Origin of the sequence: Bacteroides thetaiotaomicron VPI-5482, from assembly GCF_000011065.1 — a bacterium.
Lineage (GTDB): Bacteria > Bacteroidota > Bacteroidia > Bacteroidales > Bacteroidaceae > Bacteroides > Bacteroides thetaiotaomicron.
Genome location: NC_004663.1, coordinates 3,699,009 through 3,725,815 on the forward strand (window position 1 = coordinate 3,699,009; position 26,807 = coordinate 3,725,815).

17 protein-coding genes are annotated in these 26,807 nt (G+C 44.6%); 5 read left to right on the forward strand and 12 right to left on the reverse strand.

Going from position 1 to position 26,807, the window contains the following annotated elements:
• Positions 1-6 precede the first annotated feature (6 nt).
• Together BT_RS14915 and BT_RS14920 are read left to right on the forward strand one after the other, a co-directional pair.
• Complete coding sequence (locus BT_RS14915; RefSeq protein ID WP_011108542.1) at positions 7-3,183, forward strand: efflux RND transporter permease subunit; 3,177 nt, start codon at positions 7-9, stop codon at positions 3,181-3,183.
• Positions 3,184-3,198: 15 nt separating this feature from the next.
• Positions 3,199-4,563 carry a TolC family protein gene (locus BT_RS14920; protein ID WP_008767229.1) on the forward strand — a complete coding sequence of 455 codons (1,365 nt, stop codon included), beginning with the start codon at positions 3,199-3,201 and terminating at the stop codon, positions 4,561-4,563.
• 161 nt (positions 4,564-4,724) lie between these two features.
• Here BT_RS14920 and BT_RS14925 read toward each other — a convergent pair whose 3' ends face one another.
• The 3 genes from BT_RS14925 to wecC all read right to left on the reverse strand — a co-directional run bounded on the left by BT_RS14925 (position 4,725) and on the right by wecC (position 9,446).
• Entirely contained in the window at positions 4,725-6,383 is a 1,659-nt protein-coding gene (locus tag BT_RS14925; protein WP_011108543.1) for a NeuD/PglB/VioB family sugar acetyltransferase, read from the reverse strand.
• A gap of 679 nt (positions 6,384-7,062) precedes the next feature.
• The gene (gene wecB / locus BT_RS14930) at positions 7,063-8,193 is read right to left on the reverse strand and encodes a non-hydrolyzing UDP-N-acetylglucosamine 2-epimerase (protein WP_008767232.1); all 1,131 of its coding nucleotides are present in this window, start codon (positions 8,191-8,193) and stop codon (positions 7,063-7,065) included.
• A gap of 50 nt (positions 8,194-8,243) precedes the next feature.
• Positions 8,244-9,446 carry a UDP-N-acetyl-D-mannosamine dehydrogenase gene (gene wecC, locus BT_RS14935; RefSeq protein WP_008767233.1) on the reverse strand — a complete coding sequence of 401 codons (1,203 nt, stop codon included), beginning with the start codon at positions 9,444-9,446 and terminating at the stop codon, positions 8,244-8,246.
• A 105-nt stretch (positions 9,447-9,551) separates the two neighbouring features.
• Between wecC and BT_RS14940 the strand changes: the two genes are divergently transcribed.
• Together BT_RS14940 and BT_RS14945 are read left to right on the forward strand one after the other, a co-directional pair.
• Entirely contained in the window at positions 9,552-10,817 is a 1,266-nt protein-coding gene (locus BT_RS14940) for a glycosyltransferase family 4 protein (protein ID WP_008767234.1), read from the forward strand.
• On the forward strand, positions 10,810-11,565 hold the full coding sequence (locus BT_RS14945) for a glycosyltransferase family 2 protein (protein WP_011108544.1): 756 nt from the start codon (positions 10,810-10,812) through the stop codon (positions 11,563-11,565). The genes BT_RS14940 and BT_RS14945 overlap by 8 nt, the downstream gene beginning before the upstream one ends.
• A 57-nt stretch (positions 11,566-11,622) precedes the next feature.
• Here BT_RS14945 and BT_RS14950 read toward each other — a convergent pair whose 3' ends face one another.
• From BT_RS14950 to BT_RS14990, 9 genes are read right to left on the reverse strand one after another with little or no spacing between them, the layout of a single operon-like run.
• Positions 11,623-14,316 (reverse strand): GH92 family glycosyl hydrolase, encoded by a 2,694-nt coding sequence (locus tag BT_RS14950; protein ID WP_008767236.1) that lies wholly within the window; start codon positions 14,314-14,316, stop codon positions 11,623-11,625.
• An 11-nt stretch (positions 14,317-14,327) separates the two neighbouring features.
• Positions 14,328-15,518 (reverse strand): glycoside hydrolase family 76 protein, encoded by a 1,191-nt coding sequence (locus tag BT_RS14955; protein WP_008767237.1) that lies wholly within the window; start codon positions 15,516-15,518, stop codon positions 14,328-14,330.
• A gap of 21 nt (positions 15,519-15,539) precedes the next feature.
• Complete coding sequence (locus tag BT_RS14960) at positions 15,540-16,487, reverse strand: LamG domain-containing protein (protein ID WP_008767238.1); 948 nt, start codon at positions 16,485-16,487, stop codon at positions 15,540-15,542.
• A 26-nt stretch (positions 16,488-16,513) separates the two neighbouring features.
• Positions 16,514-18,052 (reverse strand): RagB/SusD family nutrient uptake outer membrane protein, encoded by a 1,539-nt coding sequence (locus tag BT_RS14965; protein WP_008767239.1) that lies wholly within the window; start codon positions 18,050-18,052, stop codon positions 16,514-16,516.
• A gap of 5 nt (positions 18,053-18,057) precedes the next feature.
• Positions 18,058-21,024 carry a SusC/RagA family TonB-linked outer membrane protein gene (locus BT_RS14970; RefSeq protein WP_008767240.1) on the reverse strand — a complete coding sequence of 989 codons (2,967 nt, stop codon included), beginning with the start codon at positions 21,022-21,024 and terminating at the stop codon, positions 18,058-18,060.
• Between the two features lie 59 nt (positions 21,025-21,083).
• Positions 21,084-22,091, reverse strand: a complete 1,008-nt coding sequence (gene rhaT / locus BT_RS14975) for an L-rhamnose/proton symporter RhaT (RefSeq protein ID WP_008767241.1) — start codon at positions 22,089-22,091, stop codon at positions 21,084-21,086.
• A gap of 7 nt (positions 22,092-22,098) precedes the next feature.
• On the reverse strand, positions 22,099-22,524 hold the full coding sequence (locus BT_RS14980) for a hypothetical protein (RefSeq protein WP_008767242.1): 426 nt from the start codon (positions 22,522-22,524) through the stop codon (positions 22,099-22,101).
• 28 nt (positions 22,525-22,552) lie between these two features.
• The gene (locus BT_RS14985; RefSeq protein WP_008767243.1) at positions 22,553-24,697 is read right to left on the reverse strand and encodes a pyruvate formate lyase family protein; all 2,145 of its coding nucleotides are present in this window, start codon (positions 24,695-24,697) and stop codon (positions 22,553-22,555) included.
• Positions 24,694-25,593 (reverse strand): glycyl-radical enzyme activating protein, encoded by a 900-nt coding sequence (locus BT_RS14990; RefSeq protein ID WP_008767244.1) that lies wholly within the window; start codon positions 25,591-25,593, stop codon positions 24,694-24,696. The genes BT_RS14985 and BT_RS14990 overlap by 4 nt, the downstream gene beginning before the upstream one ends.
• A gap of 197 nt (positions 25,594-25,790) precedes the next feature.
• Between BT_RS14990 and BT_RS14995 the strand changes: the two genes are divergently transcribed.
• Positions 25,791-26,627 (forward strand): AraC family transcriptional regulator, encoded by an 837-nt coding sequence (locus tag BT_RS14995; protein WP_008767245.1) that lies wholly within the window; start codon positions 25,791-25,793, stop codon positions 26,625-26,627.
• The last annotated feature ends 180 nt before the right edge of the window (positions 26,628-26,807 follow it).

A 26,807-nucleotide genomic window follows, 5' to 3' on the forward strand; every position in this document is an offset into this window, starting at 1 on the left:
CTGATTATGAAAGGAAATATATTTATCAAACGGCCGGTGATGGCTATCTCCATCTCCGTGCTGATTCTCGCCATAGGGCTTATCTCGCTCTTCACCCTGCCGGTGGAGCAATATCCCGACATCGCGCCTCCCACGGTCTATGTATCCGCCAGCTATACGGGCGCCGATGCCGAAGCTGTGATGAACAGCGTCATCATGCCGCTGGAAGAGAGCATCAACGGGGTGGAAGACATGATGTATATCACGTCCAGCGCCTCCAATGCAGGTCTGGCTATCATACAGGTTTACTTCAAGCAAGGCACCGACCCCGACATGGCGGCTGTCAACGTACAGAACCGTGTAGCCAAAGCACAGGGACTGCTGCCCGCCGAAGTAACGAAAGTCGGCGTAAGCACGATGAAACGCCAGACCAGCTTCCTGCAAATCGGCGCGCTGGTCTGCACCGACGGTCGCTACGACCAGACCTTCCTTGCCAATTATCTGGACATCAACGTCATCCCGCAGATCAAGCGTATCGAGGGAGTAGGAGACGTCATGGAGCTGGGCGATACCTACAGTATGCGTATCTGGCTGAAACCGGAACGGATGGCACAATACGGGCTGGTGCCTTCGGACATCACCGGCGTGCTGGGCGAGCAGAACATTGAAGCCCCTACCGGCTCACTGGGCGAGAGTTCGCAGAACGTCTTCCAGTTCACGATGAAATATCGCGGAAGACTGAAGAGCGTGGAAGAGTTTCAGAACACCGTTGTCCGCTCTCGTGAAGACGGCTCGATACTCCGTCTGAAAGATGTGGCGGATGTGGAACTGGGCACTATGACTTATAGTTTCCGCAGTGAGATGGACAGCCAGCCTGCCGTGCTCTATATGATCTTCCAGACAGCGGGTTCCAATGCGACCGCTGTCAATAAAGAAATTACCGCCCAGATGGAGCGGATGGAGAAAAACCTTCCGGAAGGAACGGAGTTCGTCACCATGATGAGTTCGAACGACTTCCTCTTCGCTTCCATACACAACGTGGTGGAAACACTGATTATCGCCATCATTCTGGTCATCCTCGTGGTATACTTCTTCTTGCAGGACCTGAAAAGTACACTCATCCCGTCTATCTCCATCATCGTGTCACTGGTAGGTACGTTTGCCTGTCTGGTAGCTGCGGGATTCAGTCTGAACATCCTGACCCTGTTTGCCCTGGTGCTTGCCATCGGTACGGTGGTGGATGATGCCATTGTAGTAGTAGAAGCGGTGCAGTCCAAGTTTGATGCCGGATACAAGTCGCCCTACCTTGCCACCAAAGATGCGATGGGCGACGTGACGATGGCTATCGTCTCCTGTACCTGTGTCTTCATGGCCGTATTTATCCCCGTCACCTTCATGGGAGGTACTTCGGGCGTGTTCTATACCCAATTCGGTATCACGATGGCAACTGCCGTAGGTATCTCCATGATCTCGGCTCTGACCCTGTGTCCCGCCCTGTGCGCCATCATGATGCGTCCGTCGGACGGAACCAAGAGCGCCAAGAGTATCAACGGACGGGTACGCGCAGCTTACAACGCTTCGTTCAATGCCGTGCTGGGCAAGTATAAGAAAGGGGTGATGTACTTCATCCGCCATCGCTGGATGGTATGGACTTCACTGGCTGCTACCATCGTCCTGCTGGTTTATCTGATGAGCACGACCAAGACGGGACTCGTGCCGCAGGAAGACCAGGGCGTTATCATGGTGAATGTCAGCATCTCACCGGGAAGCACGCTCGAAGAGACAACGAAAGTAATGGACCGGCTGGAAAACATTCTGAAAGATACGCCCGAAATAGAACACTACGCCCGCGTAGCAGGATACGGTCTGATCTCCGGTCAGGGAACTTCTTACGGTACGATCATTGTCCGCCTGAAAGACTGGAGCGAACGAAAAGGAAAGGAACACGGTTCGGATGCCGTAGCTTCCCGCCTCAACGCACAATTCCAGTCCATCAAGGAAGCGCAGATATTCAGTTTCCAGCCCGCCATGATTCCGGGATACGGTATGGGTAACTCCCTCGAACTGAACCTTCAGGATATGACAGGCGGTGATCTTGCTACGTTCTATGACGCGTCCACACAGTTCCTCAATGCCTTGAACCAGCGCCCGGAAGTGGCTATGGCTTATACATCCTACGCCATCAACTTCCCGCAGCTCTCGGTAGAAGTGGATGCCGCCAAATGTAAGCGTGCAGGAATTTCGCCAAGCGCGGTACTCGATGCGGTAGGCAGTTATTGCGGTGGAGCATATATCTCCAACTACAACCAATACGGTAAGGTATATCGTGTAATGATGCAGGCATCGCCCGAATATCGTCTGGACGAGCAGGCATTGAACAATATGTTTGTGCGCAACGGTACGGAAATGGCTCCGGTGAGCCAGTTCGTTACACTGAAGCAGGTACTGGGACCGGAAACGGCCAACCGTTTCAATCTCTACAGCACCATCACAGCCAATGTGAATCCTGCCGACGGTTACTCTTCGGGTGAAGTGCAGAAAGTGATTGAAGAAGTGGCCGCAGAATCGCTTCCGATAGGCTACGGATACGAATATGGCGGTATGGCACGCGAAGAAGCAAGCAGCGGTGGTGCGCAGACGGTTTTCATCTACGCCATCTGCATCTTCCTGATCTATCTGATTCTGGCTTGTCTCTACGAAAGTTTCCTCGTACCGTTTGCCGTTATCTTCTCCGTACCGTTCGGATTGATGGGCTCGTTCCTGTTCGCCAAGATACTCGGACTGGAGAATAACATCTATTTGCAGACGGGTGTGATCATGCTGATCGGCTTGCTGGCCAAGACGGCTATTCTGATTACGGAGTACGCCATCGAACGCCGCCGCAAAGGGATGGGCATCGTAGAATCGGCCTACTCTGCCGCACAAGTCCGCCTGCGTCCTATCCTGATGACGGTGCTGACGATGATCTTCGGTATGCTTCCGCTGATGTTCTCTTCCGGTGCGGGTGCCAATGGTAACAGTTCGCTGGGTACGGGTGTCGTAGGCGGTATGGCTGTCGGAACGGTGGCATTGCTCTTTGTCGTTCCGGTCTTCTACATCATCTTTGAATACTTGCAGGAGAAAATCCGCAAACCGATGGAGGAAGAAGCAGATGTACAAGTGCTTTTGGAGAAAGAGAAAAGTGAAGCTGAACGTGAACGTTAATAAATAAAAGAAAGAATGAAGAAAAATATCATCCTGTTAGTTGCCATGAGTCTGACGCTGAGCGGTTGTGGCATCTATACCAAATACAAGCCCGCCACTTCCGTCCCCGACGATCTTTACGGCGGGGAAGTGGTGACGGAAGACACTGCCGGTCTGGGGAATATGGACTGGCGGGAACTCTTCACCGACCCTCATCTGCAGTCCCTCATCGAGACAGGGTTGCGGACCAATACCGACTACCAGTCCGCCCAGCTTTGTGTAGAAGAAGCTCAGGCAGTGCTGATGTCCGCCAAACTTGCTTTCCTGCCCGCCTTTGCGCTTTCCCCGCAGGGGACAGTGAGCAGCTTCGATACGAACAAAGCTACGCAGGGTTATTCGCTACCCGTTACCGCCAGTTGGGAACTGGACGTATTCGGCCGTATGCGCAACTCCAAGAAGCAGGCGAAAGCGCTGTATGCACAAAGTGAAGATTACCGTCAAGCAGTCCGCACGCAGCTGATAGCCGGTATAGCCAATACTTATTACACGCTGCTGATGCTGGACGAACAGCTCATCATCTCCCGACAGACGGAGGAGGCATGGAAAGAAACCGTAGCCTCTACCCGTTCCCTGATGAACGCCGGACTGGCGAACGAATCGGCTGTATCGCAGATGGAAGCGACTTATTATCAGGTACAGGGTTCTGTGCTCGATTTGCAGCAGCAGATCAATCAGGTGGAGAACAGTCTTGCTTTATTATTGGCAGAGACGCCCCGCAACTACGAACGCGGAACGTTGGCAGACCAACAGTTTCCTACGGACTTTGCCGTAGGAATCCCTGTCCGGATGCTTGCCGCCCGCCCCGATGTCCGCTCGGCCGAGCGGACGCTGGAAGCAGCGTTCTATGGCACCAATGCGGCACGTTCGGCTTTCTACCCTTCCATCACGTTGAGCGGAAGTGCCGGATGGACGAACTCCGTCGGGTCTATGATTCTCAATCCGGGCAAGTTCCTGGCATCGGCGGTAGGTTCGCTCACGCAGCCGCTCTTTAATAAAGGACAGGTGGTGGCTCAGTATCGTATCGCCCGTGCGCAACAGGAAGAAGCAGCTCTCGGCTTTCAGCAAACATTGCTCAACGCTGGCAGCGAAGTGAATGATGCGCTGACTGCCTATCAGACCAGTCAGGGGAAAAGGCTGTTGCTGGACAAGCAGGTCACTTCCCTGCAAACGGCCCTGCGAAGTACTTCCCTGCTGATGGAACATACGAATACAACCTATCTGGAAGTACTTACCGCCCGACAGTCATTGCTCAGCGCACAACTGTCACAAACGGCCAATCATTTTACCGAGATACAAAGTTTAATTAACCTATACCGTGCTTTAGGGGGAGGTCAGGAATAAAGAATATCATACTTCCTCTGTTTTTTTTGATCCTAATGAAGAAGGGCTGCCGGAGAAGTGATTCTCTGACAGCCCGTTTTTCGTTAGAGGCATTCCCGATTTGAATCAATAACAGACCAGGAACGGAAAATACATTCCTAATGTGCATTATAGCCTGTATGTTATTCATAAACAGAAAACATATTGCAAACCGAATTGGCCAAATGCCGCAACCCTTCTCCGCCGGGCAACTGAAATAAAGTCATACACCAATTATCGTTTCCTTCCAACATATAAGGACCGGTTTCGGTTATCGCAACATCCCATCCGATACTTCTCACTTTCGGAATTCTCATAGCAGCTTGTTTGGCTAATGCTATTGCCTGATCGTAATATGGGATTATGCAACCTGTTATTTTTTCACCACTGACAGGATGTATATGAAACCGTTCTCCTGACGGATGTTTTATTATAGCAGGTTGACAGACGACACCCCGATGATCAACAAGGACGGCAATTCCTCCTGTAGCAAAGTTGTCTGTGCGAGCCTTTATTCCTATACGTAAAACAACACTCCACACATCGACCTTATTTATACTTTCATCATAATATGTCACAATTCTCAATGTGTTGAGACTTGACGGATTCAGTTTATTCAGGGCGCTATGTTGGATAATACGTTCTTCGTACAAATATTCATCCGGTTTTTTTACAGTAGAAATAACATAGTCATGTAGTTGTCGCAATGATGTAAAGTTTTGCATCGGAAAAATAATCCCTTGACCGGCTTGTCCTTTTATGGGTTTAATGACGACCTCATTTATGGATATGGAGTAAGGATCATGCATTTGCCTTTTTATCTCATCAAACGTCATTACCCGGCGCCCTAGGATATCCTCAAAAACTTCGGAAAAACGCACTTTATCTTTTAACACTAACGCTTCGCAGGGATCGTTTACTTGACGTGTCAATTCATGACGTAACGAAGAAGTGAGATACTGTCGGCATTCTGTTCTGCTTTTCTTAAAGAACTGCAACTCGTAGTAGTTTTCGAATGATGCACCATACATCCAACTATGTGACAATAGCTCAAGGAACATCAGTTTCCTTTTTCCGAATACGTAATGATTATATTCTCTCAGCTTTCGAAAATCTGCAATTCGTATATGGTACAATAAATTTCTTATCTTTGACTTTAACTTGAAAGCATTATTACTGCTTTTTGTAATTGAACGGGCAGGAACTCCGGCAACAGTAGTATGGCTGTCGATATTTCGCGTCACTACAGCGCCTGCACCTATTTTGCAGTCAGCACCGACAATGACATCAGGAAGTATTACCGCATTAGCACCTATCTCCGTCCTGTCACCGATAATGGCACGTCCCAAGACTTTTGCACCGGGAGATACTTCACAATATCGTCCAATACGGACGTCATGACTGATAACAGTGCTTTTATTGATAAATGTCCCCTGCCCTATACTTACATTACAAGTAATAGTTGCCCCCGAAAGAATTACAACACCTGGTTCGATAGTATTGTCATACCCGCCCACAAGGGCTTTTTGGGAGATAAAAGTGGTCAATACTCCTCCAAGACAGGCAATCTTTCGTGCCAGTACCTCTCTACGCTGTCCACCTCCGACACCAATAATAACCTTACTGTCTGTTTTCAGATGTTGCTCCAGTTCATTCCAGGATTTAATAATGGGAAAGTCATAATATGCATCGCTAATATCTGTATTTATATTGTCAAACAAAGATACAGTTTCTTCTACATTATCCCACTTGAGTGCTGTCAAAATCTCCTTAGCACATCCTTTACTCCCGATTATTACCATTTTACACTTTTCTATTTTCGACGATATTCAGCCAAGACCATGTCAATTTGATTAATTTCATCATCTTTTAAATCCACGTGCACCGGCAGACAAAGCATCTTCTCAGCATTCATCCCTATTTTGTAATAGAGCGGCTTTCTAAAAATGACACTACAAAATAAAACCATTTATAGCGAATAAACACTATCAAAAAGTACGATAATATCCTCCTTTCATACAGCACTGATATTTCTTTTTAGAAATTTCATATCTCAGCTTGATAACAGTCTATTAATTGCTTTGGAATATATTGAAATTGTTACTGCCTAATAAACCGACTGATATGACAATATACGAATAGTTCATAATAACAGAATTATGGAGGTTTGTATGTTATATGCGGATAAAGTGAAATGTCTTTCTATAAGGTGAAAGCGATGAAAGCGGAAAAATGGGGCAAAAGCAGAAAAGGTTCGCCCTATATTACTTTATATATCGGCACTTATGATAGTAAAATAAACCAATAATAAAAACAATAATAGTGGGAAGTATATGTGATTAACAATGCTTCTTAGATCTCGTTTCAAGCATTATTAGATGTCACAGCAAGCATTGTTAACCAGCTTCTCAAGTATTAATACCTAACTTCTCAGATATTAATACCTATCATATCAAATGTTAATACCTGACTACTCATGTGTTAACATCTGAGCGCAGCTATGATTCTTTCGCAAGCCTGTCCGTCACCGTAAGGGTTATGTGTTTCGGACATCCGCTTATACATTTCTTTATCAAGGAGCAGGGCAGTGACATTACTGACAATTGCCTCCGCATTCGTGCCGACCAGCTTCACCGTACCCGCCTCAACAGCTTCCGGACGCTCGGTCGTATCCCGCATCACCAACACGGGTTTGCCCAATGAAGGGGCTTCTTCCTGCACACCGCCGCTATCCGTCAGCAACAGAGTAGAATGTTGCATGGCATAGATGAAAGGCAGGTAATCCAGAGGAGAGATCAGATAGACATTGCTCAGACCGGAAAGCAGTTCATACACTGGCTTCTGCACATTAGGATTCAGATGAACGGGATAGACTATGTCCATCTCCGGGTGAAGAGCCGCCAGTTCTTTGATCGCTTTGCAGATATGCAGGAAACCATCTCCGAAGTTCTCGCGACGATGTCCGGTGACGAGGATATACTCACGATCACCTACCGTGTAGCCTTTCTCCTGAAGTTCCTTCGCCATCTTTTCTTTCACACCGGCGGTGGTGGAAATGATATCGACCGCCATCAGCAGGGCATCGATCACCGTATTTCCGGTAATAAAGATTTTCTTCGCGTCTATATTCTCTTGCAGTAGATTTACCTTTGACTGTTCCGTCGGTGCAAAGTAGTAAGTGCAGATACGGTCTGTCACCTGACGGTTCATTTCTTCCGGCCAGGGAGACAACATATTATAGGTACGCAATCCGGCTTCCACGTGTCCCACAGGTATCTGCATATAGAATGCCGCAAGGGATGCCGCCATCGAGGTAGTCGTATCTCCATGCACCAATACGGTGTCGGGACGGAAGTCCTTCAGCACTTCGCGCAGTCCAAGGAGTACTTTAGCGGTAATGTCATACAAGTCCTGATTGGGAGCCATGATATTCAGGTCATATTCGGGAGTGATGCCGAACACTTCCAATACCTGATCCAACATCTGCCGATGCTGTGCCGTAACGCAGACACGTGTCTCAAAATGTTCCGTATCTTTCTGGAGCGCCTTTACAAGCGGAGCCATCTTTATCGCTTCGGGACGGGTACCGAAAACGAGCAATATCTTTTTCATCTGCTTTATTTATAGAGTCTATATAACCTCTTCGCAATTAAACTACATTTTTATCGTCTCACACCGCAGAAGTCCAGTTCTATCTTTCCTTCCTCCCTGGGCAATGCAAGGAAGACATCGTGGCGAACCAGCCAGACGATAATATCCGCTTTCTCGTATGCTTCCCGATAGTCTGTCAGATGGAAGCTCTTATGAGTGCTTATATTAGGTTCGATAATCAGCACGTCCGCTCTCGATTCGGAGATGATGCGGGAGGCGATATATTTGGCGGGAGATTCCCGTAAGTCATCGATATTCGGTTTGAAAGCCAGTCCCATGCAGGCAACGACCGGTTCGCGCTCGTTCTGTTCTACAAACTTCTGGCAGGTTTCCAATACTTTGTTCGCACACCAGTCCGCTTTGTAATCGTTCGTTTCACGGGCACGCTTGATGAGCTGCGCCTGTTCCGGATAGTCGGATACGATGAACCAAGGGTCTACCGCAATGCAGTGACCGCCTACTCCGCAGCCCGGTTGAAGGATATTCACACGCGGATGCTTGTTGGCCAGTTCGATCAGTTCCCATACATTGATTCCGGCTTTGTCGCAGATCATGGAGAGTTCGTTGGCAAAGGCGATCTGTGAGTCGCGGGAGGAGTTCTCCGTCAGTTTGCACATCTCTGCCGTGCGGGCATTGGTGCCGTGCAGTTTGCCTTGTACGAAAGCGGAATAAAACTCAATGGCTTTTGCGGTGGATGCCGGATCGATGCCGCCTATCACGCGGTCGTTGTGCACCAGTTCGTATAATGTATTTCCCGGCAATACGCGTTCGGGACAATAAGCGATATGTATCTTCCCTTTCAGTTCGGGACGTTCTTTATAGATCACTTCCGCCATACGTTCGGTGGTATATACCGGAGAAGTGGATTCAATGACAAACAGGTTACCCTCCTGCAGATAAGGGATCACGGAACGGGTGGCCGCTTCCACATAGGTGATGTCCGCCCGATGGTTCTGCTTGAATGGGGTAGGCACTACGATAAAGAAAGCATCCGCCGCTTCCGGCTTGCATACAGCGCGTAACTTTCCACTCTGCACTACGTCCCTGACTACCTGACCCAGTTCAGGTTCTACAATATGTATCTTTCCCTGGTTGATCGTTTCCACCACAGAAGGATTGACATCTACTCCTATGACTTCGAAACCGTGAGCGGCAGCAACGGCTGCCGTAGGAAGGCCGATATACCCTAATCCTAAAAACACAACCTTTTTCATGTTCAATATCTCCTTATTAATAAGTGTGGCAAAAGTACAAATAATATGTGACTTTGTACGGATTTTCACTGAAAACCACTACTTTTGTGCAAACATTTTGAAAGCATGAGGGTACTAATCATCAATACTTCCGAACGAATAGGTGGTGCGGCTGTCGCTGCCGGACGACTGATGGAATCGCTTAAGAACAACGGCATCAAGGCGAAAATGTTGGTACGTGACAAACAAACAGACCAAATCAGCGTCGTCGGACTAAAGGGCAGCTGGCTGCACGTATGGAAATTCATGTGGGAACGCATCGTCATCTGGAAAGCCAACCGTTTCAAGAAGAATGATCTCTTCGCCGTAGATATCGCCAATACCGGTACGGACATCACTTCGCTTCCCGAATTTCAGCAGGCAGATGTCATCCATCTGCACTGGATCAACCAAGGGATGCTGTCGCTCAACACCATCCGCAAGATTCTGACTTCCGGCAAACCTGTAGTATGGACCATGCACGATATGTGGCCCTGCACCGGCATCTGCCATTATGCACGCGAATGCAAGAATTACGAACAGGAATGTCACCACTGCCCTTACATCTACGGAGGAGGAGGCAAGAAGGACTTATCTACCCGAATCTTCCGGAAGAAAAAAGAGATTTATAGTCAGGCATCCATCACGTTTGTAGGCTGTAGCCGCTGGCTGGCGGAAAAGGCCAAAGTCAGCGGGTTGCTCACCGGACAAACGGTTATCAGTATCCCGAACGCCATCAACACGAATCTGTTCAAGCCTCACAATAAGCAGGAAGCCCGCAGAAAATGCAGGCTGCCGCAGGAAGGGAAGCTGATTCTTTTCGGTTCTGTCAAGATCACAGACAAGCGAAAGGGCATCGACTATCTGATTGAAGCCTGCAAACTGCTGGCAGAGAAACATCCGGAATGGAAAGAATCATTGGGCGTGGTTGTTTTCGGCAACCAGTCGCAGCAGTTGCAAGACCTGATTCCTTTCCGCGTCTATCCGCTTCCTTATATTAAGAATGAGCATGAGTTGGTGGATATATACAATGCCGTAGACCTCTTCGCCATCCCTTCTCTCGAAGAGAATCTGCCGAATATGGTGATGGAAGCAATGTCCTGCGGTGTGCCCTGCGTCGGTTTCAACACCGGAGGCATACCAGAAATGATCGATCATCTGCACAACGGATACGTAGCTCAGCGCAAGTCTTCCGAAGATCTAGCCAACGGCATCCATTGGGTACTGACGGAACCCGAATATGCGGAACTCTCCGCACAAGCCTGCCGCAAGGCCATAGGCAACTATTCGGAAAGTATCATAGCGAAGAAGTACACGGAAGTTTACAACAAAATAACAGGGAAATATGCATAGTGTCCATCCTACTCCCAAGTTCTCGATTATCACGGTGACCTACAATGCCGAGAAAGTACTGGAAGATACCATCCAAAGTGTTATCTCGCAGACTTATCACCACGTAGAATACATCATCGTGGACGGGGCCTCCAAAGACGGTACTCTCTCTATCATTGACAGATACCGTCCACGGATAACTACCGTCGTCAGCGAACCGGACAAAGGATTGTACGATGCCATGAACAAGGCGATCTCCCTTGCCAGCGGCGACTATCTCTGTTTTCTGAATGCGGGCGACTGCTTTCACGAAGACGATACTTTGCAGCAAATGGTGCACAGCATTCATGGGAGTGTTCTCCCCGACGTCATCTACGGGGAAACTGCGATTGTTGACAAAGACAGGCACTTTCTGCATATGCGCCGGCTTTCAGCGCCCGAAAAGCTGGACTGGAAGAGTTTCAAACAGGGAATGTTAGTCTGCCATCAGGCTTTCTTTGCCAGACATACGCTGGTGGAACCTTATGACTTAAGCTACCGGTACTCTGCTGATTTCGACTGGTGCATCCGCATCATGAAAAAGGCGTATACCCTGCACAATACGCACCTGACAATCATCGACTATCTGGATGAAGGAATGACTACTCAGAACCGAAAGGCTTCTCTTAAAGAACGGTTCCGCATTATGGCAAAACATTATGGATGGATAAGCACCGCAGCACATCATGCTTGGTTTGTACTGCGGTTGATTATCAAGCCGGGACAATAACTGCCACTTAAAATCAGTATAGTCACTTCACCCACAAAACTCCTATTTATATATTACCTATTGAAACCAATTATATGCAGGCTTATCTGTTAATTCGAATAAAATCTCCCCACCGTTAATAATATCTGAATGAGTTATGACAGAACTACGGTGAGGCTTGCCATTGAGATATACAGCGCGTACATAACAATTGCCTTTGCCGAAATTCTTTGTTTTAATTGTGAATGTTCTATTTTGAGGCAAATGCAATACAAAGCCCGGCAGACAGGGAACTCCTAACTGATATTCAATAGAAGCCGGACACATGGGATAGAATCCCATCGCACTGAAGATATACCATGAACTTAATTGTCCACAGTCGTCATTTCCCGGCAGTCCGCTAGGTGTGGGCAGATAGTATTTATTGACTATATCATATATTCTTTTTTGAGTCATCCACGGTCTTTTACAGAGATTATACATATAGGGAGCATGCATCACAAATTCGTCACCCACATAGTAAATATCTTTATCGAATAGTTCATCCATAAAAACGGCTAAAGAATCGGTACCTCCCAAAAAGCGAATTAGTTCGGGAACATCATGGGGAACGAACAACGTATAATTCTTTTTATAGTTGTACACTCCTTTGGGGTTAAAACCACTCCATACGCTGATATCGTAATCTTCCGGATTACTCCATGAACCATCTGCTTTACGCGCACGAACCATTTTGGTTTCCTTATCCAGTACGTTCCTGAAATTTTTGCTTCGTTTACCTAGTTTATCCGATAAGTCCGGTTCACCTTTTTCGGCAAAGAAACGGGAGAGACAATAATCATCATAGGCAAACTCCATCGTTCTGGCTACTGATTCTCCATATTTATCAACAGGTACATATCCCAATCGTTCGTAGTCCATAATGCCCAAGCGTCCCCAAGCAATGTGGTTACCCTTTTCATACGCATTTTTCAGCACTGCTTTTTTAGCTTTCTCTACATCAAAGTTACGCACTCCTTTTACATAAGCATCCGCTATTATGGCATCACTATGAGTTCCCATCATGCAGTTGGTATATCCCGGATTAGGCCATTTGGGAAGCCAGCCTCCCTCATCGTAGGCATGGAGGAGTCCGGTTATGAGATCTCCCGCAAAATCGGGTTTCAGTAATACGAACAGAGGATGGGTCGCTCTGAATGTGTCCCATATAGAATAGTCTGTAAAGCTAATACCCTTATGTACTTTTCCATCAAACGGACTTCTGTATTTTCCATCTTCAGATAGACTTCTGGGCAACAGGAAAGAGTGATATAGCGCTGTATAAAAAACAATTTTATCTTGTTCTGTAGCTCCGGGCAAATCGATGACTGATAATTCTTTATTCCATAATGCTTCTGTTTGTGCACTGATTGTTTCCATACTTTTGGCTCCGATTTCTCTTTCCAGATTTATCCGTGCCTGTTCCACACTAATAAAGGATGTGCCAACGATGGCTTTAATTACTTCATTTTTTCCGGTTTTAAAACGGATATATCCCCCTATTTTGGTAGACGATTCCAAATGTCGATTGCCAGTCAGAAGGGATGTTGATGACTTTTTATCAGGCCTGATCCAACTCAGTTTTATCCGTGAGCTCCATTCATGCTGATAATATTCCAATTTTATATCATACATTTTACCGGCTTCCAGAGAAATCTTCTTTTGGGTAGGTTGATAGCTGAAACTATGAGATTTCCAGTCATCGATGAGCAATTCTCCGTTGATATATAATCGTGCTCCGTCGTCAGCTTGTATCCCTAATGTATATTCACCGGTAGAGGGAGCTTTGAGTTTACCGCTCCAGGTCACCTGGTAATCATTAAAACTGAAATCATCCGCAGGTTTATACCAGTCCCAGTCAAAATCGATAACCGGATCGATTTTTTCACTCCGCAGATGTCCGACCCCCTTTGAGTCCTGTGTATAAATCCCTTTTAAGCCATTGACCCACTTGCCTTCTTTTTGAGTGAACAGATATTTCTCTTCGATTACTTCGGGATAATCATTATTAAGATTAAACGTGCCGAAAGAGTCGAAATCCTTATCGAAACGGACTACAAAATATCCGGTTTCCCGATATCCTCTGGCAGATTGTATGCTTTTACCGGAAATTTCTTTTCGTACCGGGTCTATGTGAATGTAGCCCGGTGCTCCGGCTGTAAACATGGAAGGCATAGCATCTACCACTACGTAAGCACTATCCGACTGGGGATAGGTAAATTGCAGGATAGCTGAAGTTTTTGTAGCCGATAATTGAGCTTTTACCTGATAGTCGTCCAACATGACTTCGTAGAAGTGAGGTTTTGACTTTTCGGTTATATGGGTAAAAGAAGAACTACGCTCTTCGGGCCTGCATTTCAGTTGTCCGACAACCGGCATTAGTTCAACAGCACCATAATCGAACATGACGGCCCCACTTGGATAGTGTGTTCCCATAAATCCCGAAATATAGTTATGTTTATACCAGTAGGGTACCCGATGGTGCAGCGTTCCAGCGTGCTTGCTCTCTAAAGTATGGGCAGTCCATTCTGTCATCCCGAAAGGCTCTGTCACTCCGGGAAAAGTATATCCCGAAGGATCTTCATGCCCGGCAACCGCTACTCCGGATTGCCATACTTCTGTTCCAATCAATGGGTTGACATACTGTACCCATGAGGCTTTTTCCTCTTGTGAGTTCATGTTAATCGGCGTCAGGAATGGAAGAACGGCCAGTATCAATAATTTCATTTTCATGGTACTGTAGTTTAATCGTTGAGTATTCTTTTGTAATTGGCAGCTCTCATATACATATAAGCCGCTACAGTAGAAAACCTTAAATCATATTTTTCAAGATTGCTTGTCGTTGGCGTTCCCCAGTGTTCCGGGTAGCGTCCATTGCCGTCACGTAGTTTATTGTGGATAAAGTTAATCGCATGGAAAGCTTTCGTTAGCCAAACCGTGTTTTTATCTGTATCATACATATCAAACCAAGAGTCTATTATTGAAAAAGCGAAATATCCGGGATCATTCAGAGCTCCGTTGATTGAATTATACCATTTGGCTTCGGAAGATGCCAGGGTAGCTTTTGCCTGTGATAAATATTTTTCGTCTTTGGTGGCCTGATACATTTTCAGCCAACTCCTAATCATAAAACCAGCATTGTATGACCATTTCTGTGTATTAACAGAACCATCCGCTACCATTTTGGCATCCCACAGAAGATTGTCCGATTTATCCAAAAGATTCTCAACAGTCCAGTCGTTTATGCGGATGGCAGCATCCAGATATTGGCGGTCCTGAGTGATTTCATAGAGTTTCATACAACTCAGCATGGTTACGGCAGAGCAAATCGTATTCTTCTGTACGGGTAAAGAAACAAAAGTTTCCTGGAAATAAATTCCTCCTCCCAGCACATTATCTTCTCCCGAAAGGGAAAAAGCGAGTGCCCCTTTGGCTTTTTCCAAGTAAGAATTGTTTTGAGTTGCCAGATAAGCATCGCAGAGTCCGATTGCTGTCCATCCGTTTTCGTCGTAAAAACGGTCGGGAACCTTCTCGGCACTCGTAGGTAAAGTGGCATATCCTGCAATACCTTTATAGTTGGGATGCCAGTAGTTATCAAAATTAAGAAAGCAGTTCATCAAAGCATCCGACCATTCAGACTTGCTCAATGAGATTCCTTCGGTGTATGTATAAAGAAGGAAAATATTTCCCCAAATAAAAGAGACTTGTGAACGGTCCTGATTCTCATAATAAGAATGTGTACCACTTATTTTCAAATCTTTATCAATGACAGATAGTGTCTCTTTACACCATGTATAATAATCATTATTACCGATTTCTACACCGGGATCGGTGTCAATGATGATATCCTGTACAGTGGCATCACAGCCCGAAGTAACCTGTACAAAGGACAACATAGCCAAAAGTGTTTTTATTTTATTGCTGATTCGTATCATAGCAGTCAGTATTTATAAAGTTTAATTAAGATTATCAAGATCAGACCATGTTAAGTTGACCAAAGTAGCCGGATATTTACCTGTAATATCTTTAATAGAGGAACCGCTTTTCACATTCAGTTGCCAGTTGGCAACCAATCCTTCTTCGTCCCCTTTTAAGAAAATCTGATAGTTGTCGGCAATCTGTTGTTGAGTACGAATCGTATGCCAGATTCTTACATCATAAATTTTACCTCTGAACTGACGCCCGTTCCAAGTAGAAAGATCGCCAATAATGAATTTACAACTACCTTCGGGAATGTACGGCGCAATATCCATAGTTGCGGCTTCTTGCCCGTTTAAGTATACCTTTGCGGTTTGCGAGTCGAATGTAGCGGCAATATGTACCCATTTTTTCAATTCAATAGAGTTCTCCTGAGTAATGCAGCTTGACCATGTACCGTTGACAATCGTAAAGTCAATCGCATTATTCACCCCTTCTGCCAGACGAATCAGCAAACCGTAGATGCCGTTATCGCCCGAACCTTCTGAACCGATTATGCTGCCTCCTGTTTTCTCATTGGCATACACCCATGCCTCCAGTGTCAACTTATCAGAGAAAAATTGAGAAGCAGGGCCGCAGTCGATATAACCTGTTCCGTCGAACAACGGACATGCTGGTAGCACTTTGCTTGACAGGAATGTTTGTCGGGCAATCTCCAGCTTTTCGCAATAGTTGTCGAGAGCTGACTGGCGATCAGTTTTATTCCGGATAAATTCTGTTTCCCGGATCTTACTTTCGAAAATAGCTTTCGAACCGGTTACGAAATCACCCAAATCTTCTCCTTCAGAGGAAGAAGATAAAAGTTCATTGCATTGAGAAAGCAAACCGTCTATCTTATTATATTCAAGTGTCACTTCTTTTTCATCGGAACAAGCAGCCGCCAGTAGGATGAAAGCAAAACAAGCTAAATGAAATATCTTTTTCATGGTTTTTCTTTTTAATCGTTTACAATTTATTTGGTGTATCCCGGATTCTGTTTCAGCTCAGGATTGAGTTTGGTTGCCTGCAGGGGAATCGGAAAAAGATTGATTGTTTCCTTATCTGTATAATTCTTATCCCACATCGGTTGAATGAAACGTCCGAAGCGAATCATATCCGTTCTTCGCAAAGTCTCGTAGCACATTTCTCTTCCCTTTTCTCTGTATAACTCATCCAAAGTCAGTTCTCCGGTTGCATACGTAGAAACACCTGCACGTGTCCGTATCTTGTTTATACCTTCCAGCGCCTTAGAATCCACCTCATTCGATTTACGAAGAGTGGCTTCTGCCAGATTGAAGTTGATTTCTGCAATCCGGAACAGAGCAAAATCATTTTCCATGCCTTGTGCACCGACTTTTACTTTATATTTAATATTACGTGCACCGGCATTCTCCTTGTTGTTTACCATGTCCGGCAAGTCGAGGGTGAAATCCAACTGTTGTCCGGCATATTCATTGGTTCCCAAAATCGGGTTTCCGCTTAAATCGAATTGGGGGCCCCACATAAATTGTCCGTACATTCCGTTTTGAGGATCATACTTACAACGGCGGTCGTGAGTAATATCATACGTTTCAATAAACTCTCTTACGGTACAGACTCCATTCCATCCCCCATTCGGATTCTTCCAATCCCATTGCGAACGCTGCGACCAGTGAATGTTCCGGTAGAAAAGGACACTCATCTCATTGGCAACTATTTCGTCATTAGGGATCACCCAGATATTTTCCTTGCTATTCTCATTGTTCCATGCAAAGGGAGCATCCCAAGTAGATTCCAGCTGATAACCTTTTTGAAGAAGAGTCTGTGACACAGAAATACAATCGTCCAGACGGGATGTTCCGGTATAAACTTCAGCATTGAGGTAAAGTCGGGATAATAGCGCTAATGCGGCTTCCTGAGTAAAGCGTCCGTAGCTGCCGGTATCTGTACTTCTCAGAAGCTGGTCCTTGACTTCCGCAATTTCTTTTTCCACGTAGTTAAAAACCTCAGTTCTGGTTTTAGTTGGCGGATTTAGTTCGGATACCTTTTCTACAATCGGAACATTTCCGAACATATCGACCAGCATGGAATAGAAAAATGCCCTCAATGCCCGGGACTCGGCAATATATAGCTTTTTCTTGTTCTCTGGAAGAATATCGGAACGGGAATTATTCAAATCATTCAGCACCTGATTGCAGAAACCCACCGCTTTGAACAGTTCCTGCCATGCTCCGTTGATAATGACATCCTGGTCGGTCCATGTGTGCCAATGCATACGTTGGTAGATACCTCCGTCATAACCGTCTCGCCCTTTTTGAGGTAAACAAGCTTCGTCTGTAGTAATCTCTTGCAGATAAAATACATTCCAAGCATACATCGTACGTAAGAAAGCGTATTGATTCATAAACGCCGCATCATATTCCTGTTCTGTCTGATAATAATTATCTTTACCCAAATCATTATACATATTTTCGGATAAGTCGACGCAACCAACCAGAAAAAGCAATGTTATAAAATAGATAATCTTTTTCATGTGAATCAAAATTTAATGTTTAAACCTAGCATAAGAGTTGTAGAACGCGGATAGTAACCGGAATCATCGAATCCGGGCGTGAGCCCTGTACCTACTTCCGGATCAACTCCTGTATATCCGGTTATGGTCAGCAAATTGGTGGCGGTGGCATAAATCCGGGCATTTGACACATATTTCAATTGGGACAAATCGAACGTATACCCTACAGTTATGTTGTCTAACTTCAAATAATTACCTTTCTCCAGATAATAATCAGAAAAAGTGGCAGCGTCATTCAAAGGTCTGCCCAATGCGGATTTCAATAGATTGAAAGGTAAAGACACCGAGTTCTCGTAATAAATCCGTTTGGTATTCAGGACCTTAAATCCGGCTGCACCCCGAAGTTGGAAAGAGAAATCAAAATCTTTCCAGGTCAATGTACTGGCCAGATTGAAATACCATTTTGGAAGTCCGTTGCCCAAATAAGTGTAGTCTTTATCCGAATAAGCACCGTCCTCATCCCTGTCCTCAAATACCCATTTACCGGCACTGTTGAAACCTCTGTATTTTAATCCGTAGTACGTACCAATGGGTTTGCCTTCTTCCAGTATATACGTAGTCTGACCGTTGGCAGGTGAAGAAAGAGGATTGTAAGTGATGTGATTGGCACGGTAAGAACTGTTTGCCAAGGAGACCAATTTATTCTCATTGTATGAGAATCCTCCGTCAAGATGCCATTTCAGTTCTTTGTTGCGAATTACATCATACCCGATAGCAAATTCAATACCTTGATTGGTCAGTGTACCTACATTGGTAAATATCGTACTGTATATATTTGAAGGCATTTGCGCATCATACCAATCCAGCAGATCAGTGGTTTTACGATAATAGTAATCTACACTTGCCGTCAGCCTGTCGTTCCATATTCCGAAATCGACACCTGCGTTGTATTCAGCGTTCTTCTCCCATTTCAAGTCGGGATTCGGGTTGCTGACAGGACCATAAACTTTGTCCCATTTTCCATTATAGTAAGCATATCCGAGATCATTGTATTTGGCTATGGAAGCATATAAAGGAATATCCTGATTTCCGGTGATACCAAAGCCTACACGTAGTTTGAGGTTGCTAAGCGGGGTAGCATCACTAAAGAAATTTTCTTCCAATATTCTCCATCCGGCAGAGACAGCAGGAAACCAGCCCCATTTATGATTCTCTCCAAAGCGGGTAGAACCTTCGCGTCTGACACTCGCATTGAACAGATATTTACCTTTATATGAATAGTTGATACGACCGAAGAAAGCTATTAACTTTGATTCATCCTGTCCCCTTCCCATTGAGGCAAGTCCATCTTCCAGATACGTACCATTACCAATATTGTTAGCTCCCGGAATATCTGTCAGGAATCCTGAGTTGGACGCATTGTGCCAGGTTCTGTCTTCTCTGTTGAATGAATAACCGGCAAGAGCTGTCAGATTATGTACATCAGTGGAGAAACTGTAATTGGCATAGGCTTCAAATGTTCGTTTCTTGTAGAAATAAGTATTCATATCTGCCTGCCCTTCAAAGCCTCCTAATACACTGTAGCGAGAATCACGGCTGATATATTTGGAACCTTCGTAGGTATCGTTGTTGGCAGACATCATAGCATATACACTCAGACAAGGCAATACTTTGAGATTAGCAGACAGATTGCCGGAGTAGGTATAACGTTCTCCTCTGTTATCTACTTGCGAAAGTAAGGCTACCGGATTATAAGGTCCTACTCCTGCGTATTCGAAGAATTTTCCTTCCTGATTATAAACAGGTGCCGTGGGATGATATACGATAGCTTGCATGAAAGCTCCGTAATCAGTATAATCCGATTGAGTGTTTGCTCCGTTCAACGTACCTTCTATAGTCAGCTTCTTGTCGAAAAAATACTGCTTGAAGTTTACTCTCCCCGTCAGTTGCTTATTGCCAGTGTTGATTACCATACTTTCAGAATCCCGGTAACCGACAGAGCCTCGTATGGATGAGTTCTCCGTTCCTGTTGAGAAAGAAACTCCCTGGTAATAACTGAAATTATTTCGGATCAGCTGATCCGTCCAGTCGGTTGAGAAGCCGTAATCGTTGTTGATGGTGGAGTGCCCTTTGTCTTTCAAATATCCCATATATTCATCGGCAGACATCATTTCCAGTTTCCGCACCGGTCTTTCTGTGTAATAATAACTGGTATATTCGATACTGGCTTTGCCTTTAGACGCATTTTTGGTTTCTACGATGATAACCCCATTACTGCCTCGTGTACCGTAAATAGCGGCAGACGAACCATCTTTCAGAACATTAAAGGACTTGATATCATTAGCGTTGATTGCCTGCAACTCGGACATGGTACTGTAAGTTCCGTCGACAATTATCAGCGGAGCACTTCCTGCCCGGATAGATCCGATACCTCTTAAATGTATCTCCGGTGATGCGTTCGGGTCATTTCCGCTTGTATTGCGAATGGATAATCCCGGTACTTTGCCGTTCAGCAAGTTAATCGGACTGGTAGTTACCCCCGCATTAAACGATTCTTCCCCTACTTTAGTGACAGCACTGGTCAACTCCTCTTTTTTCACTGTACCATAGCCAATGGCTACCACCTCTTCCAGTTGTACGCTGTTTTCACGCATAACGATGTTCAGCCTATTTTGTGTCACCGTTACTTTTTGCGTCTCCATCCCGATATATGTAAGAACAAGCACCGTATTTTTAGGGATGTCAGCGAGCGTAAAGTTTCCGTTTATATCAGTAGTAGTACCCATATTTTTGTTCTCTACCTTGATAGATACTCCAATCAGAGGTTCACCAGAGGAGTCTACGACTTTTCCGGTTACGTTCAGATTTTCTACACCGTAAAGCGAAGGAACACATACACACAGGAAACCTGCCATTAAAATGCAATATTTTATGGTTCTCAGCGTCACCTGTTCTTTTATTCGTTCAAAAAATGAAATGGCTAAATTCTCCATAAGTTAGACTTTTTGAATAACATAATAATTAAGTCAATATAAATAGTTAAGTATAGTCGTTAGAGGGCAATCACCACCACTCCTCCGATGAGACATACCAATCCTATCACCATCATCCGGATGGCATAGCGGGTAGCTCCTTTCCACTCGCCGGAAGCAAGTCCGGCCACATTACCTGCAATAATAGCTGTCGATTGCATGGTAGCCCAGCCCACAGAAGCTCCTAAAACTCCCATAAAACTGCCTCCCATACCATAGAACATAATGCTCAGATACCATAATACCCCTGCCAGAGAAGCCATTATCAGGCCTCCGGTTGTACGATGTCGGTAAGTTTTCCAAGATTGATTCTTGCCGAACAAACGGATACATTCAAGGAGATTAATAATAAATCCGGCACTCAAAGCGATACTCCATATCACGTTGGCTGCATAAAGAGAAGATGCTCCCGTTGCTACAGCCTTTTCTTGTAAGGGTGCCCCATAAACGAAAGCAAAGTTAATCATAGGTCCGAATATTCCTGCAAGCAAACAGATAATTAACCCTTTCCTGAAATTTTTCTTAATAGGTGTTTCAGAGTGCGTCTGGCGGCTTTTGCTATCTCTGTTGTGCCCTGCTATCGCAAAGAAAATGATTCCGGCAAGAATAATTACTGTACCTGTAAGTAACTTTAGTCCCGTAGGTGTTAGCAATTCCGAAGGGTTTCTGAGAATGACAGGCATCAAAGTCCCTACCACATTAATCAATCCTTGCATAATGGGAAGACTGAGCGAAACTCCCAGATAATCAATTCCTTTTCCGAATAGTATAGCGCCAATTCCCCATAAAAGGCCGAAGAAAGCCACTAGCAGTACCGTGTTGCTTTCATGAGCATATACACTTTCCAAGTCAGGAATAGAGATAAATGCCATTATCCAGGGAGCGACAAGAAGAGCGATGATACTCCAGATAAACCAATTGTTTTCCCATTTCCACTGTGAGTTGTGTTTAAAAGGCAAAGCAAACGTGCCGGAACAACCACCAGCCAGCAGAATTAATAAGAAACCCGAAATAACTGTAGTTTCCATACTTGTTTTAATTTTCGGTGAGTGAAACGATTTTAGTTACGCATTCCCGCAGTTGGGACTTTTGAGACTCTGTTAATTCGAAAAATTCAAAATCATTCAGATGGGTGTCGTTATTCTCTATGATGAGTACCTGGCTCCCCGGTTGCATGGCGATCTTGTGCCATACTTCTCTTCGGATATTGTACACTATACCCGGTTGCATATTTACTACATCATAGGTAATATTTTGATCGGTGACAGAAGCACCGATCAAAGCTGCTTTTCCCTGCAACAGTATAAATACTTCATCTGTCTGATGGTGGATATCCAGTTTCTCAATTTGCTCCAGAGATTCGGCCTCCGCATAATTGAGATAGGCTACCTGCCACCTGTCGGTTATCAGGAACGGGTGATATCCCTTTCCTTCAAATGTGTGTTCATCAATGATTTTCATGATATAAGATTTTTAGAGTGAATATGATTTAGCTTTCTAAGATACGGTCTACTACCAATTGTCTGAATTGAGGGGACAACATGGAAAAGTAGGCTGTAAATCCGGTAACACGGACTACCAGTTCCGGATATCCGGCAGGATCTTTATGGGCAGCCAATACAGTATCCTTATTCATAATATTGACGTTAATCAAAGTACCTCCCAAGTCGAAGTGTGCCCTGATGATGGACATGATTAACTCTATATTATCCATATTGGCGAATGTAGGGTCCAGCTCCCATTGCATGGGTGCCGTATTGCCATATCCCGGCTGAATTTTAGCTATAATGGTAGCAAGTGAAAGCGATGCGCCGTCTTTTACAAAACCGGGAGTGGGATTTGCTCCATGAGAGATAGGTGTTTGCGCTAAACGTCCGTCGGGAGTAGCTCCCACACTTTGTCCGAATCCTACCGTATTTGCCCAAGAGAAGAAGCCGGGAATAAAAATCCGGCGTTTGTCCGGTTCGGACTGCAAACGTACCAGTTCTGTAAATGTTTCTTTGATCCGAATCGCCCACTTTTCGCCCAAGGATTCGGCGGCTCCATATTTTTCGCTGTTCTTCAATAAATGCCGTATTCTGCATCCTCCGTCTCCTGAGAAATTGTTTCTCAGATATTCGGTCAGGGTATTCCAGGACAATTTGTTTTCCAACTCGATGCGCTGTTCCAAAGCGGCAAAAGAGTCAGCGACAGTAGCCAATCCGGCTCCGTCAATTGCCAGGTTGTAGTATTCCGCTCCACCGTCCGATACGTCTTTGCCTTTTTCCAATGGCCCGTGGCTCAATAGATTTAGTAATAACTCCGGCTCATTGTATTTTTGAAATTTCAGGTGATGGCGAATTCCGTCGGCTGATGTTTGGACTGCCTTAGCCAAATGCTCGTTGAATAACATCCAGAGCCGGGAGGTGCTATGATCTTTTTGTTCATTCATCATTTCCGTATAGGATACCTCAAAAACTTTCGCCATATTTATTTTCACAAGGTCATTCATTGTATATTCCAGTCCGGGCAGCGACATCCAGTTGCATCCCACTGCTATACGACGGCGAGCCAGTTGTGCACTGAAGCCGTTCTTCATAAATCCTTCTACCAATGCTTTATCTCCTGAGAATCTGGGCCATCCATTCTTGTTCTTAACCAGGTACTCTACGGATTTCCGGAATAAGTCCTTGTTCAGACCATCGAACACTCTCACTGTCAGATTTAAAGAGGTATTGATTTTATCGGCAGCTTCCAGTATTAAGAATGAAAGGGGGGAAGTTTGGTCTTTACCTGATTCGTCGGGACCTCCCAATTGCCAGTAGACAGGGTCGTTCAGTAAAAAACACGCCAAATAATAAACGGCCGTTTCTTTATCAATCCTTCCTTCTGCCAAATCTTTTTCATAAAAAGGAGCCAATAAAGTATCAATTTGTCCGCCAGCTCCATCACGGTTGTAAGTTCTTGATGCAAGATGATACCATATGATCCACTGACAGGCTTCTCTTAATGTCGTTGGGGCATCATTGATAATGCTCTCGTTTACTTTGGCTATTTCCAGTAAGTTGTTTTTAGAACAATCGTCTGTTGCAGATGCAGCCATTCTATATGCCTGGTCGATATGACGCTGTATCCACCCCTGCACACTACGTATGACCCTTAGATGCAAGCTGTAGAAGTGTTGTTGCTCTTCTGAATGATGCATGGATTGGTAATGTTCTATCTTCTTTATCAAGCCATTCCATCCTAATTTTACCCCGATTTCATAATCAGGAGCGAAATGAGCGTCATCGCCAATACCACAAATGAGGTCATACTTCTTGATATTCTCTTTTAGAAAGTCATAAGAATAATCCGGATTCCATTTATTGGGTCGCATTTTAGACATGAAATACATCCATCTTCCTGCAAAAGCATCATCGGCATCAATATATACCGGATGAATATTCATCAGGCTGCAAAAGTTATCAGCCCATGCATCAAATCCGTAGAAAGAACCATCGGGATGGTTAGGTATGATATTCCACAAATTTTCCGGAGGAACCACCCGTCCATAGTCATCTTCGTCCAGAAGTCCTTCCTTTTCAATCTTTTCCTGAGTTTGAGCGAGTTTCCGCATACGCAGATTCGCTATTTTTTGCTCGTAATTCTTCATTTTTTGTTATTGTTTAAATTATATCTGATCAGTATTTCCTTTAGTTTTTGTAATTGTCCTTTCTTTAAAAAAGCAGAATTGCTTAAGGGATTCTTCATTCCTAAATTCTCGAACTTAACGAATCCCAATGAATGAAATCCCAGCAATTCATAAGCAGGCTGATTAGGTAATTGCCGAATGAAGCGGCATATTGACTCGATAGCTTCTTCGGAATCATTGACGTTGGGAATGACCGGTGTACGAATGGTCAAAGGAACAGCTTGTTTGGCTAGAAATTCCAGGTTCTTTATAATAGGAACATTGGAGTGTCCGGTCCATTTCCGGTGTAATGTGTCATCGGCCATTTTAAAATCGCACATCCATAAATCAACCCAAGGAAGGAATGCCTCCAACGTGTTAACATCAGTCAACAGATTGGTTTCTACAGCTGTGTGTATTCTATGTTCCCGGCATTTTTGGAGAATATCTAACGCAAAATCTTTTTGCTGCAAAGGTTCACCCCCTGAGAGGGTAATTCCTCCTCCGGATTTCTGATAGTAAATAAGGTCCTGGAGAATTTCATGTATGATGTCCGAAGAATCAACTTCTTTCCCAATCCAGGACAGTGCGCCCGAAGTGCAGCGCTCTGTGCATTTCCCACAATCAGTACACCGTTCGCGATGAATGGATAATCTGTTTGAGTCGATGAACAGAACTTCATACTCACATACCGTTATACAAGAGAAACAATGGATACATTTGTCTTCAATATACTGGAGTTGCGGTTTCATGCTCCAGGTTTCAGGGTTATGACACCACTTACATCTCAGATTGCATCCTTTTAAGAAGATGGTAGAACGAATTCCCGGACCGTCATGGATAGACATTCGTTGGATGTTAGTTATAAAGCCTTTCATGATATGATTCTTTTAGTATTAGCTGATGGGGACAAAGGTAGAGGTTGTCCATATACGTTTTTCCGATAGAAATTATTCATAGCGGTAGTTTTTTTACGCTATTCCGACTTTTTATGCTTTGACATATAAAAAAGAGTCTTCACGGGTTGTGTTTGTGAAGGCTAACTCTTAATATTGCAATCAAATCAAAAAAGAATATGAGAGATTCCGTTTTTAAGCTATCCTATTTTCTGAGTGCAAATGAAAAGTTTCATATTGCAAGAGTGAATATAACCTCTTCTCAGGACTTGTCCTTACATTCACATGACTATGCTGAAATCTTATGGGTTGAAAAGGGAACAGGCATTCACCATGTCAATGGACATCAGTTTAGACTATCTCCGGGAGATTTAATTATGGTACGTCCCAAAGACAGGCATACGTTTTCCTCTTCGGGAAAAGGGATCGTTATTGTGAATGTGGCTTTTCCCGTGGAGACTTTAGATTATTTCCGTCAGCGATATTTTGAATGGAGTAACTTGTACTTTTGGACTACCGGTATGTTCCCATTTCAGATGAGATTATCAAGGGATATTGTGAAAAGACTATCTTCGCGGGCGGAAGAAGCAATGAAATACGGGCGATCCAATATACAGCTCGATAGTCTGTTGCTTTTCATTTTCCGGCAGATTACAGCTAATGAAAAGGTGGAAGATTCTTCAGAGATACCGGTTTGGCTATTCAATGCTATTCAAAAATTCAATAGTCCGGAATTTTTTATTCAGGGAATTGCGGGGTTCGTCACTTTATGTGACCGTAATATCGATTATGTGAATAGGATCGTGAAACTGCACTTTCATAAATCTCTGACTGATTTAATAAATGAGTTTAAAATGCAATATGCCACTACTCAGCTATCTATTACCAGTATGCCGATCAAGGAGATATGTACAAATTGTGGATTTAGGAATCTGGGGCATTTCTATAAGATATTCCGTTCTGTATATAATCAGACTCCTTACGAATACAGGAGAATCAATCAATTAATCGTATAAAGCTGACTGCTTCCAACAGATATTGGGGACACTTGAGCTGTAATGTGAGTTAAAAGAAAAAATTCTTTGCTGAAATGCTCCTGCCAACGGCAAATGCTTGTAATGTCCAAGGGGTAAGCAAAGAGAGGAAGAATCTCCTCTTACTGTACAAGAGAGAAGAGATCCTTCACTGCGTTCCCT